Annotated in this window: 13 protein-coding genes; 4 read left to right on the plus strand and 9 right to left on the minus strand. The window is 69.2% G+C overall.

The annotated features are described in order from the left end of the window. Window positions 1-34 precede the first annotated feature (34 nt). Window positions 35-910, plus strand: a complete 876-nt coding sequence (locus OG432_RS13825) for a helix-turn-helix transcriptional regulator (RefSeq protein ID WP_328311236.1) — start codon at window positions 35-37, stop codon at window positions 908-910. Between the two features lie 110 nt (window positions 911-1,020). Here OG432_RS13825 and map read toward each other — a convergent pair whose 3' ends face one another. Together map and OG432_RS13835 are read right to left on the minus strand one after the other, a co-directional pair. Continuing rightward, window positions 1,021-1,797 (minus strand): type I methionyl aminopeptidase, encoded by a 777-nt coding sequence (map, locus tag OG432_RS13830; protein WP_328311237.1) that lies wholly within the window; start codon window positions 1,795-1,797, stop codon window positions 1,021-1,023. A gap of 239 nt (window positions 1,798-2,036) precedes the next feature. Then, window positions 2,037-3,557, minus strand: a complete 1,521-nt coding sequence (locus OG432_RS13835) for an MFS transporter (protein WP_328311238.1) — start codon at window positions 3,555-3,557, stop codon at window positions 2,037-2,039. A 118-nt stretch (window positions 3,558-3,675) separates the two neighbouring features. On the opposite strand from OG432_RS13835, the gene OG432_RS13840 reads away from it, so the two are divergent. Continuing rightward, window positions 3,676-4,317: a helix-turn-helix domain-containing protein gene (locus OG432_RS13840; RefSeq protein WP_328311239.1), complete on the plus strand. Its 642-nt coding sequence runs from the start codon at window positions 3,676-3,678 to the stop codon at window positions 4,315-4,317. 62 nt (window positions 4,318-4,379) lie between these two features. On the opposite strand, the gene OG432_RS13845 is transcribed toward OG432_RS13840, so the two are convergent. Both OG432_RS13845 and OG432_RS13850 read right to left on the minus strand, forming a co-directional pair. Further along, window positions 4,380-5,576: an aminotransferase-like domain-containing protein gene (locus OG432_RS13845; protein WP_328311240.1), complete on the minus strand. Its 1,197-nt coding sequence runs from the start codon at window positions 5,574-5,576 to the stop codon at window positions 4,380-4,382. 135 nt (window positions 5,577-5,711) lie between these two features. After that, the gene (locus OG432_RS13850) at window positions 5,712-6,116 is read right to left on the minus strand and encodes an ATP-binding protein (protein ID WP_328311241.1); all 405 of its coding nucleotides are present in this window, start codon (window positions 6,114-6,116) and stop codon (window positions 5,712-5,714) included. Window positions 6,117-6,229: 113 nt separating this feature from the next. On the opposite strand from OG432_RS13850, the gene OG432_RS13855 reads away from it, so the two are divergent. Further along, window positions 6,230-7,057 (plus strand): helix-turn-helix domain-containing protein, encoded by an 828-nt coding sequence (locus OG432_RS13855; protein WP_328311242.1) that lies wholly within the window; start codon window positions 6,230-6,232, stop codon window positions 7,055-7,057. Further along, window positions 7,054-7,287: a DUF397 domain-containing protein gene (locus OG432_RS13860; protein ID WP_328311243.1), complete on the plus strand. Its 234-nt coding sequence runs from the start codon at window positions 7,054-7,056 to the stop codon at window positions 7,285-7,287. The genes OG432_RS13855 and OG432_RS13860 overlap by 4 nt, the downstream gene beginning before the upstream one ends. A 16-nt stretch (window positions 7,288-7,303) precedes the next feature. Here the strand turns inward: OG432_RS13860 and OG432_RS13865 are convergent, their stop codons facing one another. From OG432_RS13865 to OG432_RS13885, 5 genes are all read right to left on the minus strand, one after another. Beyond that, window positions 7,304-8,002: a DUF4232 domain-containing protein gene (locus OG432_RS13865; protein WP_328311244.1), complete on the minus strand. Its 699-nt coding sequence runs from the start codon at window positions 8,000-8,002 to the stop codon at window positions 7,304-7,306. Window positions 8,003-8,631: 629 nt separating this feature from the next. Beyond that, entirely contained in the window at window positions 8,632-9,105 is a 474-nt protein-coding gene (locus tag OG432_RS13870) for a hypothetical protein (RefSeq protein ID WP_328311245.1), read from the minus strand. After that, the gene (locus OG432_RS13875) at window positions 9,102-11,255 is read right to left on the minus strand and encodes an RHS repeat domain-containing protein (protein ID WP_328311246.1); all 2,154 of its coding nucleotides are present in this window, start codon (window positions 11,253-11,255) and stop codon (window positions 9,102-9,104) included. Before OG432_RS13875 ends, OG432_RS13870 begins: the two co-directional genes overlap by 4 nt. Beyond that, the gene (locus OG432_RS13880; RefSeq protein ID WP_328311247.1) at window positions 11,252-11,896 is read right to left on the minus strand and encodes a LysR substrate-binding domain-containing protein; all 645 of its coding nucleotides are present in this window, start codon (window positions 11,894-11,896) and stop codon (window positions 11,252-11,254) included. The genes OG432_RS13875 and OG432_RS13880 overlap by 4 nt, the downstream gene beginning before the upstream one ends. A gap of 30 nt (window positions 11,897-11,926) precedes the next feature. Then, complete coding sequence (locus OG432_RS13885) at window positions 11,927-12,304, minus strand: LysR family transcriptional regulator (RefSeq protein ID WP_328311248.1); 378 nt, start codon at window positions 12,302-12,304, stop codon at window positions 11,927-11,929. Between the last annotated feature and the right edge of the window lie 146 nt (window positions 12,305-12,450).

Raw genomic sequence — 12,450 nt, forward strand, 5'->3', positions numbered from 1 at the left:
CTCTGCGTCACCGACACCGCATTACGGTGTCGGTGTGAAGGAAGACGAGGAGTCCGCCAACCGGCTCGGTGACTACCTGCGCGCCCGGCGCGAGCTGATCTCACCGGCACAGGCAGGAATTCCGCCCGGCGGCAACCGCCGCGTGCCCGGCCTGCGCCGTGAGGAAGTCGCCCTGCTCGCCGGCATCAGCCCCGACTACTACCTGCGGCTGGAACGCGGACGCGACACGCACCCCTCACCCCAGGTCCTCGAATCCCTCGCACGTGTCCTGCGCCTCGACGACGTCGAGCGGACGTATCTGCTCGGCCTCTCGGCAGCACGCCCCAGGGCTCCGCGCCGCAAGCGACCCGAGCACGTACCCGCACGGGTGCACCAGCTCCTCGCCCATCTTCGGATTCCCGCGTTCGTCGAGGGGCGCACCTTCGACGTGCTGGCCTCCAACCCCATGGCCGTCGCGCTCTCCCCGCGCCTGCGGCCCGGCGAGAACCGGCTTCGTTCCCTCTTCCTCGATCCCGAGGAACAGGCCTTTCACCAGGACTGGCCCGAAGCCGCCGCCGGCTTCGTGGCCGCTCTGCGCACCACCATCGGGGACGACACCGACAACCCCCGTTTCGTCGAACTCGTCGGAGAACTCGCCCTGTCCAGCCAGCGGTTCCGCACCCTGTGGGCCCGGCACGACGTCCGCACCCTCGACGGCGGCACCACCACCGTCCACCACCCCGTCGTCGGCGAACTGCGGCTGCACCGCGACAAACTGCCCATCGACGACGTCATCCTCGTCGTCTACTACCCCGACAAGGACAGCGACAGCGACGAAAAGCTGCGTCTGCTGGCCGCACTCGCACAGACCGGACCCGCCGACACCGCGCACACCGGGCCGGCAGACGCCCGGCACCCGAAAGCACCCTGACAGCACCGGCCCCGGCAGTACCGCCACAACGGCCGTGCCACGACGGCCGTGCCACGACGTTCCGGCCGGGGGAATCCGGCCGGGAGGGAATTCGGTCGGCGGCCTCGGCGCTATCCCGCTTGCGGGCGGGTGAGGATTTCGGCTCCGGTGTCGGTGATGGCGATGGTGTGCTCGCTGTGCGCGGTCCGGCAGCCGGTCGCGCTGCGCAGCGTCCAGCCGTCTGCGTCGGTGACGAGTGCGGCGGTGTCGGCCATGACCCAGGGCTCCAGGGCGAGCAGCAGTCCGGGGCGCAGCTTGTATCCGCGGCCGGGCCGTCCGGTGTTCGCGATGTGCGGGTCCTGGTGCATGGTCGAGCCGATGCCGTGGCCTCCGAACTCGGTGTTGATCGGATAGCCCGCTTCGCCGAGGACCGTGCCGATGGCGTGGGAGAGGTCACCGATGCGAGCCCCGGGTTTGGCGGCGGCGATGCCGGCGGCGAGTGCGCGTTCGGTCGTCTCGATCATCGCGACGCTCTGCGCCGGCCTCGCCTTGCCGACCAGGAAGCTGATCGCGGCGTCCGCGGCGACCCCGCCCCTGCTTACGGCGAGGTCGAGAGTCACCAGATCCCCGTCTGCCAGGGCGTAGTCGTGGGGCAGACCATGGAGCACCCCGTCGTTGACGGACGTGCAGATGTAGTGGCCGAACGGGCCGCGTCCGAAGGACGGCGCGTAGTCGACGTAGCAGGACCGAGCCCCTGCCTCGGTGATCATCTCCTTGGCCCACTGGTCGATGTCCAGCAGGTTCGTGCCGATCGTGCTGCGCTGTTTCAGCGCCTCCAGGATGGTTCCGACCAGCGCGCCGGTGCCCCTCGCCCGCTCGAGCCGCGCGGAGTTCAGGATCTCAATCATGGGGACCTCTCACCTACGTCCAATAAATATACCGGCCTAACTATACCGGTATGAGAATGACCCCACCCTCGCACCGACACCCCGGGGCTCCGCCCCAGACCCCGTTCGCGCCTCAAGGGCGCTCGTCCTCAAACTCCCCCAAGGCCTCAACGGACAGGGGGACCCCGACGACGGGCTGAGGATGTCCATGCTGGCCGGCACCGAGCAGTTGAGGGGCGCGGGGAAGTGCGGGAGAGGCCTCACCGGCCCGCACCCGCGTGCGACCCGGGGTTCGCCGGCCCCCCGCGCCGGCCGAGCGCCCGCCCAGCCCCCGCAACCCCCAGCGCGAGCAACACCAACCCCGCCGCCACGGCGAACGTCACCCGCATCCCCGTCGCGACGGCCCCCGCCCCCGCACCCGCAACATCCGTGCCCGAGCCCGCCGCGAACACCGCCCCCATCACCGACGTCCCCGTGATGAGCCCGAGGTTGCGCGACAGGTGGAGCATCCCGGAGGTGACACCCCGGCGGTCCGGGGCGACATCCGCCAGGACCGCCGTGTTGTTGGCCGTCTGGAACACCGCGTACCCCCCGGTGACGACCACCAGCGGCACGACGTACCCGAGCACGCCCAACACCGCCGGCGTCACGGCGAGGAGCACACAGCCCCCCGCCGACGCGACGAGCCCGCCCAGGGTCGTCCGGTATGCGCCGAACCGGTCCACGAGCCGCCCTGCCGGCACCCCGGACAGCGCGGCGACGAGCGGCCCGGCGGACAGGACGAGCCCCACCAGGGCGTCCTGGAGGCCGAGCCCACGCGAAAGGTAGAACGGCCCGACCACCAGCGTCGCCATCATCACCGTGGAGACGAGCGCACTCATGACGAGGCTCGCGCTGAGCGCCGGATCGCGGAACACGGCCGGCCTGATCAGCGGCGACACCGCCCGCGCCTCGACCCGTACGAAGACGGCGACCCCCGACCCCGCGGCCCCGAGCAGCACCAGGCCGAGCACACCGATCCGGCCGTGCCCCAGCGTCATGGCCAGCGCGTACGACGTGAGCGTGAGGGCGAGCAGCACCGTGCCCACCCGGTCGAACCGCGCACCCGGGGTGCCGGTCCGCTCCCGGCCGGCGGGCACGTACCGGTGGACGAGGAGCAGGCTCACGATGCCGAGCGGCACACCGACGAGGAAGACCGACCGCCAGCCGAACCCGGAGATCAGGACGCCGCCGAGCGACGGGCCGAGCGCCGTACCGGTCGCGGACATCGTGCCGAGCAGCCCCATCGCCCGGCCGGTGCGCGCCTTGGGCACCGTCTCGCCGACGAACGCCAGGGTGAGCGCCATCATCACCGCCGCGCCCAGCCCCTGTGCCGCCCGCGCGGCGATCAGCACCCCCAGCGTGGGCGCGGCACCGCACAGCAGCGAGGCCGTCGTGAACAGCAGGATCCCCGCGAGGAGCAGCCGTCGCCGGCCGAGCAGGTCACCGAGCCGCCCGGCGCCCACGACGAGGGCGGTGACGGCGAGCAGATAGGCGAGGACGACCCACTGCACCTGCTGGAACGAGGCGTTGAAGGCGTGGGCCAGGTTCGGCAGGGCGACATTGGCGCTGCTGGTGCCGAGCGAGGACAGCAGCATCGACAGCGAAAGCCCGCCCAGCACCCACCGAACCGCCCCCGACCCCGACACCGGCTCCGACCCCGGCCCCGATCCCGCCTGCGCCGCGCGCTCCCCCGCCGCCCCGGGCACCCCGGGCACTTCTCTGTCGATGGACGTCACCATGAACCCCGCTCTCCGGCCGGAGCCCACCCAAGGGGCTCATGCCGAGGAAGGTGCGCCCCCGGGGCCGGAACGGCAACCTCTGTTGCCAGTTCCGGGACGGCCGGGGTGGAATGCCCCCATGCCGCAGCACATGGAACAGCCCGAAGCCGCGCCGCCGACCACACCCCCCTCGCCCCCCTCACCCCCCTCGCCCCACCAGGCCGTACTGGACGAAGTCGGTCCCCGGCTCAAGCGGCTGCGCGCGCGGCGCGGGCTGAGCCTGGCCGCGCTCTCCGCGACGACCGGGATCTCCAAGAGCACGTTGTCCCGCCTGGAGTCCGGCCAGCGCCGCCCCAGCCTCGAACTCCTGCTCCCGCTCGCCACCGCGTACGCCGTGCCGCTCGACGACCTGGTCGGCGCGCCCGAGGTCGGCGATCCCCGGGTGCGGCTCAGCCCGCGCCCGTTGCCGCACGGCGGCACTTTCGTCCCGCTGACCAAGACGCCGGGCCCCCTCCAGGCGTACAAGCTCCTCATCCCGCACCGAGGCACCGAGCCCGACCTGCGCTCGCACAAGGGCTACGAGTGGCTGTACGTCCTCGACGGCAGGCTGCGGCTCGTCCTCGGCGAGCACGACCTGGTGCTCGGTCCTGGCGAGGTCGCCGAGTGGGACACGAAGGTGCCGCACTGGTTCAGCAGCGCGGACGGCCGCCCGGTGGAGGTGCTGAGCCTGTTCGGCCGGCAGGGCGAGCGGATGCACGTGAGGGCGAAGCCGAAGGGGTGAGGCTCCGTCATGTCTCTCTCAAATACCGTGTCTTATAGCAGAGTTGACCGGCCGAGCCTCCCCTATCCCTTCAGCGCGCGACCGAGCCGGGCGAGCCCTTCCCGGATCTCGTCCGGGGCCGAGGTGACGAAGCAGAGCCGCAGGGAGGCGACGTCGGGGGTACCGGCGAAGAAGGGCGCGCCGGGGACGTAGGCGACGTCGTGCTCAACCACCTTGGGCAGCAGGGCCGTTGCGTCATGGCCGGCCGGAAGCCTGACCCACAGGAACATGCCGCCCCGGGGCCTGTTCCAGGTGGAGCCCTCGGGCAGCGCGTCGGCGAGGCCCGCGAGCATGGCGTCCCGGCGCTCACCGTAGGCGGCCCGGATCAGGGCGAGGTGGGCGTCGAGGTCGCGGTCCGCGAGGTAGCGGGCGGCGGCGAGCTGGTTGACGGTCGGCGTGTGCAGGTCCGAGGCCTGCTTGGCTATGACGCAGGCGCGCAGCAGGTCGTGCGGAGCGCGCATCCAGCCGATGCGCAGACCGGGAGCCATGATCTTGGAGTAGCTGCTGAGCAGCACGGTACGGTCGGCGGCGTCCTCGTACGAGGAGATCCACGGCACGTGCTCGCCCTCGTAGCGCAGCTCGCCGTACGGATCGTCCTCCACGATCCACAGCCCGCGCCGCACGGCGACATCCGCGACGGCCCGGCGCCGCGCGGCGGTCATGGTGCGGCCGGTCGGGTTCTGGAAGGTGGGCACGGAGTAGAACAGCTTGGGCCGCTCGCTCGCGACGAGCGCGTCGAGCGCGGCCGGGTCGGGGCCGTCCTCGTCGCAGGGCACGGCGACGACGCGCGCCCCGGCGAAGCCGAAGACCTGCAACGCGGCGAGGTAGCAGGGGTCTTCGACCAGGACGACATCGCCGGGTTCGAGCAGCGCGGCGGCGAGGAGGGTGAGTCCCTGCTGGGAGCCGGTGGTGATGAGCAGGTCGTCGGCGTCCGTGGCGAGCCCGCGCTTGGTGACCCGGTCCGCGGTGGCGGCCCGCAGCGCCGGGCTTCCCTCGGTCGTGGAGTACTGGAGCGCGGTGGCCGCCTGCTCGTCGAGCACGGCCCGGAACGCGGCGGCCATGCCCGCGCCGTCGAACATCTCGGGTGCGGGCAGGCCACCGGCGAAGGAGATCACCTCGGGCCGTGCGGTCAGCGCCAGGATCTCCCGTACGGGGGAGGCACCGACGGACGCGGCACGCGCGGCGAGCGGGGGCACGGCGGCCGAAGAGGCGGCGGGCATGGGGCGGCTCCTGTCGGTTTGCTCGGACGTCCTACTACCCGGCACCCTACGCAGCGCCCCATGGCCGACATCCGGCCATTCCACCATCCGGTCACCCGTCTCGGCATGCGGTCGCAGGGAGGCGCGGCGCGCGGCTCAACTCGGCCCAGGGCAAAGGAATGCGCACCACACCGTCTTGCCGGGGTCGCGCTCCCCCACCCCCCACTTGTCGGCCACCGCCTCGACGAGCAGCAGCCCGCGCCCGCCCTCGGCCCCCGCGTCCGCCCCCTTCGCGATCCCGGGCACCCCGGCCCCGCTGTCCTGCACCTCGACCCGCAGCACGGCCCCGTCGCACAGCCCCATCCGCAACAGGAACCCCCGCCCCGGCGGCACCCCGTGCAGCAGCGCGTTGGTGACGAGCTCGCTGACACACAGCAGCACGTCGTCGCGCCGGTGCGCGAACCCCCAGTCGGAGAGGGCCTCCTCGGCGAACTCCCGCGCGGCGGGCACGGATTGGCGCCGCCGGGCGTAGAAACGTTCGCGGATTTCGTTCTCGGTCATGAGGGGAGGGTTGCGGGAGGGGCGGGCCGGGGTGCAGTGCGCCGACCCGTACAACAATTCTGTACGGGTCGCGAAGGCGTAACGTACGGGCGGGCATGGGGAGTTGGTGGAACATGCGACGCCCAAGGAAGCGGTCCCGGAAGAACACGTCGGCGATGAAACTGGTCGGCGCCCTCGTGGCGAACTTCAGGGAAGCCGCCGGCATGACCCAGAAGGAACTCGCCCATCGTGCCCTCCTTCACCTGGAGATGATCGCGTCGATCGAACAGGGTCGCCGCCTCCTCAAACCCGACCTGGCCCGCCTGCTCGACCGCATCCTCGACACCAAGGGCGCCCTGGAGACGGCGGTGGCCAACATGCCGGAGATCGATCTGATCCCGGCGTGGGCGGAGGAGTACATGGACCTGGAGCGGGAGGCCGTCGCGCTGTCCTGGTTCGAGAACCAGGTCCTGCCGGGCCTGCTCCAGACGGAGAACTACGCGCAGGCGGTGTTCCTGAGCAAGGTGCCCGCGATGAGCGAGGACGAGATCGTCGCGCAGACCGCGAAGCGGTTGGAGCGGCAGGAGATACTGCACCAGAAGGAGCCGCCGACGATCAGCTTCGTCATCTCCGAGGCCATCCTGCGGGACCGCTTGGGCAGCGACGCGGTGTACACCGAGATGTTGCGACACCTGCGTGTGTGCGCCTCCCTGCCGGGCCTCACCCTCCAGGTGATGCCACTGGGAAGGCATACCCATGCCGGACTCGACGGCCCGTTCATCCTGGTGGAGACTCCGGATCACCAGCACTTGGGCTACGCCGAGACCCAACGGGGTAGCCAGCTCGTCTCCGAGCCCGACGAGGTCAGTATCCTCGCGCAGAAATATGCGATGCTGCGGACGCAGGCCCTCAACTCCGAGCAGACGAAGGGCTTGTTGGACCGGCTACTAGGAGAGCAATGAGCATCGCACTTGCGTGGTTCAAGTCCAGCTACAGCGGTGACGAAGGCGGCGCCTGCCTCGAAATCGCCTGCGACTGGCACAAGTCCAGCTACAGCGGCAGCGAGGGCGGTGCGTGTGTGGAGGTGGCGACCCACCCCTCAGCGGTCCACGTCCGGGACTCCAAGAACCCGGAGGGCCCGGCGCTCACCCTGAACCCCACGGCGTGGCACGGTTTCGTCAGCGCGCTCTGAACCAGCTCCGCCAGGGTCAGACGTTGTGCGTGGGGTAGACCTCGACGTCACCGTACGAGCCCTTGACGTTACCCGCACCCGAGGGCCAGTTCAGCGTGATGGTGTGGGTCTCGTTCGGCGGCGTCACCAGGATGTTGGTGGGGTGCGAGAGGCTCTTGCCGCTGGCGTCGATGGTGTACGCGATGTCGAAGACGGCGGCGTCGCCGGGCTTCAGGGTGGTGATGCGGGGCTGGGCCTGACCACGGGTTATGGGGTTCGAGGTGTGGTCGGCGTCCTTGATGTCGACGCCCGCGAAACCGGTGGCGGAGCAGGTGGTGGAACCGCGGTTGATCATCGTGATGTTGATGCGGCCGGAGGTCTTGTCGGGCGCGGCGTTCTGGGCGTCGATGGCCAGGTCCTGCGTCTTGCAGAACGTGGTCTTGCCGTCACCCTTGCCCGTACCGTTCACGGCGCCGTTGGCGGAGCCCTTGGCGCCGCCGGACTTGCCACTGCCGGAGGTGGAGCCGCCACCGCCGGAGGTCTTCGCGCCGCCGTTGGACGCGGCCGAGCCGGAGGAGTCGGAGGAGCCGGGGTCGGCGGTGGCCGGGGCGGGCGCGGCCGAGGAGGACGAACCGGCGGCCTGACCGTTGGAGGAGTCGTCGCCGTTGCAGGCGGTGAGCGAGAACGTGGCGGCGACACCGAGGGCGGCGAGCGCGGCGATGCGGGTGAGCTTCATGGTTCCCCCAGGGAGAGGCGTTCGGTCGTTCGGTCAGAACTATTTGTAACTCGCAGCGAGTTACGAGCGGTCTCCCACAAGGTCTTCGTTCTGTCACAGGCGCCGCACATGAACAGCGTTCAGGACGGGCCGCATTGGCCGGAACCCCACGGTTGCGTTACTACCGCACAAGGCACGGCAGTTGGGGCTCGACTCACGTTGCAGCTCACAACGGTCCGGGCGCTCCGCCCACGAGTAGAAGCCGCCGGTGGGAAGGACGGCCTGGGTTCCGTAACTCCGCCGGACTGAGCCATCCACCGCGAGTACTGGCGCTCGTCGGCGTGCGCGCCGCCGGCCGACCGGTCAGCGCCGTCCGCAGCCGTTCAGCATCCACGCGGTCACGGCCCCGGCGCCGTACAGGGCTCTGGACCGCGCTGGCAATTGTGCGCCGATACCAAGTCCGCCGACGTCCCCACCAGCCCGTCGCTGTGCAGCACCGCGTCCGCGAATTCGACCAGTGGGCCGCGCCGCCCCGTCAGGCACTAAGCCGAGGCGAATCCTGGCCTGACCCGGTCAGGGGACGCGCTGTTCAAGTCCAGCCCTGGTTCCAGAGTTACGGGCTCGGGCTGAACGGCCGTGGAAACGGCACATCAGAGTGGACTGTCGGGTTCCTTCGTCCACTCAGCCTGAAGGTCAACGGCACGTACAGTAATTGAAGCGTCAGTCAAGGCGATCTCGTGAGCGAAGCCGTTTTCGTCGACCGGGAGGATCTCATCGAGGAGGACGGTCTCGACGTCCATCCAGTCGATGGAGTGCGCATAGTCGATGGCGAAGTGGGTCACACCGAGATACTTGAGGCGCAAGCCTGCATCATGCTTCCAGCGATTCGGCGAGAATTCCAGGACAAGGCCCCCACTCTTGTCGGTGGCCACCTGAACTCCGGACAGCTCAAGATCTTTCACGCAGCGAGTATTGCCGTGACCCATATCATAATGCGCTGGATCTGATGCAAAAGCCCAGGCGCCGGGGGGCAACTTGTCGCGCAGCTTGGGGAGTTCCTCCAGGTAGGCCATTGGGTCGAGATAGAACCCGCCAGACTCCCAGACCGCCGTGACGTACTTCATTTGCACCCTTCCGCTGCGAGAGGCGGTCGCCTCCACTTGTCTCCTGTGATGTCTTCCGTCCCCTTCTCCCCAATGCGGTGGACGTTGCGGAGCTCCTCGATCATTCGCCCCTTGATGGCATTCTCCACAGCTGGCGGCACCTCGACGTCTGAGCCCTTGATGCCGTGCTTGTTGAACCATCCCTGGCTGTTGAACACCCCGACCTCGCGCATGGACTTATCATAGACGTGGATCTCCACATCCCTTCCCTTGTTACCCACGGGCCAAGTATCCCGTCGCCCCGTGTACCCATGCCCGAAGTTCAGCGGGTTCTTCGGCCCCGATGGCCCCTTACCGGACAGGCCCAGGGGGTCACGCCAGCCCAACGGGTTCAAGACGTAACCGTGGTGATCCGGAGCCGGGTCAAGCCCTAGAGGGTCAGGGCTGAGGTAACGAGCTGTTTCAGGGTCGTAGTAGCGGAAATGATTGTAATGCAGGCCCGTTTCCGAGTCGGCGTACTGGCCCGGAAAACGCAGAGGGCAACCATCACCGGATGAATCGTCCGGATCCGAGAGCGTGTTACCCCAGAGTGTCGTGCGTCGCTGCCAGACTATTTCCCCGCATGCTGTGATCAGCTCGGTTGGAGTGCCGAGAACATCTGTGATCAGGGCCTGCTGCACCGGAATGACCTCGTCAACCGTATCGTCAGCCAGCTGCGCCAGGAAGGAATCGTTCGCGGACGCGGCCCGTGCTCGATGACTGGTTTGGGAGACAGGCCGGTGGGGGTCATCGGGCGCGTAATCCCACGTCGTAATCTGCCCGTCGGGCTCTATTTGTTCGACGAGGTGTACCCCCGACCACACGAATTCCGTACGCGTGCTCTCCTCGGCGGCTCCCGAGACTCTTTGTTTCGAGATCCGCCGGCCGAGTGGGTCATAGGCGTACTGCCATCGCTCAGCGTTCGGCGTGGTCACTTCGATGAGACGGTCTTCGGCGTCCCAGCTGTAAGTCCAGACGCGGCGCCGGCCGTTGAGCAGCTTGCGGGTCTTCCGGACGAGGCGTCCTTGAGCATCATGTTCGTAGCGTGTACACCCGGCGCGGCGGATGAGCGTCCCGTCGAACTCGCGTGCCTCTGAACCCCCGCCACCCGGTGCGGCAGCATGAACCAACGCGCCCGACGCGTCGTATGCGTACTGCTCACCCCATCCATGCGCCCGCACGCTTTTGACTCGGCCTGTGGAGTCGAGGTCGTAACGACGGGTGCCGGCGGTGAGTTCGCGAACTTCCGTGATGACGCCATCGGCACGGTGCCGGTACGCACGGTGCTGCACAAGGCGGCCCCTGCCGACCTCGTCTGCGTTCACGGAGAGGGCCTGAGTGATCAGCAGCCCCTCCGGCGCCCACTCCTGCCGAAGAGTGACGGAATCGCCGATTCGCCTCTCGACCTCTCGTCCTGCGGCATCAAATTCAAAGGTCGATGGCCCTGCCACCGAGCGCAACTCAACTGGGCGTCCAGCCGGGTCATATGTCCAGTGTGAGGACCATCCGGATGCCGTCGTGCGGCGGGTACGCTGCCCAAGGACATCGTGGGCGTGTGTGACTCGCATCCCATTGGTGCTCTCTGCCACTGTCCGTCCGACGGAATCTCGCTCAAGCACAATTTCCGCATGCGCGTTCACGGCACGCCCTAGGTTGCCGTCCCGTCCATACTCGAACGTCGTGGCAATATCGCTTCCGGAGCTCTGTTTCGTAACTCGTCCCAGCGAATCGCGTTCAAACTGAACCGTCTCGCCCGCACCGTTGGTTCGCGTAACCAAATGACCGGCAGCGTTGTGGCTGTAGGTAGTGGTGCGCCCATTGAAGTCCGTCTCAGCCGAGACTCGACCGCACGCGTCATAGCTGAGGCGCAAACCGGCATCGTGCTTCCAGGGATTCGGCGCGAACTCCAGGACGAGACCCCCGCTCTTGTCGGTCGCCACCCGTACGCCGGCAAGCTGGAGATTCTTCACGCATCTCTGGTTGCCGTGCCCCATGTCATAGTGACCGGGATCGGAAGCGAAGGCCCAGGCACCGGGAGGCAACTCGGCCTGTAGGCGCGGCAATTCATCGATGTAGGGCCTGGGGTCGATGGAGAAGCCGCCGTCCTCCCAGACGACCATGGCGTACTTCATGCGCAACCTTCCGCTGCGATGGGGACGGGGGAAGCGGTCGCCTCCACGCGCCCGGGTGCTGCCCTGGGGATGGTCCAGGAGAGGGCCCTGGGGATGCGTCCCACCGAGCCCGGGGCGGCCCCGGACCGGCTGCCCTCCCCGCTCAGCGGGCCGGCGCGCGGCCCTCGAGCACGGCGATGGCGGCCTCGCTGAAGGCCTGGACCCGGGCGGTAGCGCCGCCCGGTGGGCCACACCAGTCCCCACTCGACCGGCGCGGCGCCCTCCAGGTTGACGTACGCGACATCGGGACGGGCGAAGTATCTCCTGACGTGGGCTCCCACGACGAAAACGCCCTCGCCCGCACCCACGAGCGTGAGCGCCTCGTTGAAGGTCGCCGTCACCGGCCCCGGCGTCACCGGCTTGCCGGCGGGCGTGCGGGGCGGTGCGATGTCCTCGCGCAGCGAGTCCGGAAGGGATTCGGGCACCCGCAGTACCGTCACGCGGGCCAGATCCTCCGCCGTCACCGTCCGGCGGCGCGTGAAGGGATGGCCGGTGGGCACCGCGAGCATCCGCGCCTCGCACACGAGCACCGGTCCCGTGGCTAGGTGCGGCGACGTCATCGGGTGGCGGGTCAGCGCGAGATCCACCTCGGCGGAGCTCAACCACGCCAGAACATTGGCCAGTTGAGCCTCTCAGATCTGTACGTCGCAGTCGGGGTGGCGGGCGCGGAACTCCTGGGCCGCAGCGACAAGCAGCTGGCCGGCGGCGCGGCCCGTGAAGGCCACCCGCAGCGTCCCGGTCACGCCCCTCCCGGGCTCGACCGCTCGCACGACCGCAGCGCTGATGCGGTCCCAGGCCGGCCGCACCTCGTCGTACAGGTCACGCCCGAGCGGGGCCAGCTCCACCCTGTGGCTGGTGCGGTGGAAGAGCGGGGCGCCGACGCGCCGCTCCAGCTTGGCGATCGTCTGACTCACCCGGGCCGTGGAGACGTGCAGCCGCTCGGCGGTACGCCCGAAGTGCAGCTCCTCGGCGAGCGCGAGGAACACCTCCATCTCGTGTCGCTCCAGCAAGCCGCCCACCCGCCCTGTTCGCTTTGATCCGTGCCGCACGGAGCGCTGCCGCATGGAGCCCTGCCGTGGGGCACCGTGCCACTCATCGTTAACCGTGACTTCACGATCGTGCACATACGCGCATTGATGGCCCGAGCCACCGGCAC

Origin of the sequence: Streptomyces sp. NBC_00442, assembly GCF_036014195.1 — a bacterium.
Taxonomy (GTDB): domain Bacteria; phylum Actinomycetota; class Actinomycetes; order Streptomycetales; family Streptomycetaceae; genus Streptomyces.

Excerpts from the sequence above, each read along its gene's own strand:
- map (WP_328311237.1), bottom strand. The coding sequence starts at position 1,797 with ATGATTGAGATCCTGAACTCCGCGCGGCTCGAGCGGGCGAGGGGCACC.
- OG432_RS13835 (WP_328311238.1), bottom strand. The coding sequence starts at position 3,557 with ATGGTGACGTCCATCGACAGAGAAGTGCCCGGGGTGCCCGGGGCGGCG.
- OG432_RS13840 (WP_328311239.1), top strand. The coding sequence starts at position 3,676 with ATGCCGCAGCACATGGAACAGCCCGAAGCCGCGCCGCCGACCACACCC.
- OG432_RS13845 (WP_328311240.1), bottom strand. The coding sequence starts at position 5,576 with ATGCCCGCCGCCTCTTCGGCCGCCGTGCCCCCGCTCGCCGCGCGTGCC.
- OG432_RS13850 (WP_328311241.1), bottom strand. The coding sequence starts at position 6,116 with ATGACCGAGAACGAAATCCGCGAACGTTTCTACGCCCGGCGGCGCCAA.
- OG432_RS13855 (WP_328311242.1), top strand. The coding sequence starts at position 6,230 with ATGCGACGCCCAAGGAAGCGGTCCCGGAAGAACACGTCGGCGATGAAA.
- OG432_RS13860 (WP_328311243.1), top strand. The coding sequence starts at position 7,054 with ATGAGCATCGCACTTGCGTGGTTCAAGTCCAGCTACAGCGGTGACGAA.
- OG432_RS13865 (WP_328311244.1), bottom strand. The coding sequence starts at position 8,002 with ATGAAGCTCACCCGCATCGCCGCGCTCGCCGCCCTCGGTGTCGCCGCC.
- OG432_RS13870 (WP_328311245.1), bottom strand. The coding sequence starts at position 9,105 with ATGAAGTACGTCACGGCGGTCTGGGAGTCTGGCGGGTTCTATCTCGAC.
- OG432_RS13875 (WP_328311246.1), bottom strand. The coding sequence starts at position 11,255 with ATGAAGTACGCCATGGTCGTCTGGGAGGACGGCGGCTTCTCCATCGAC.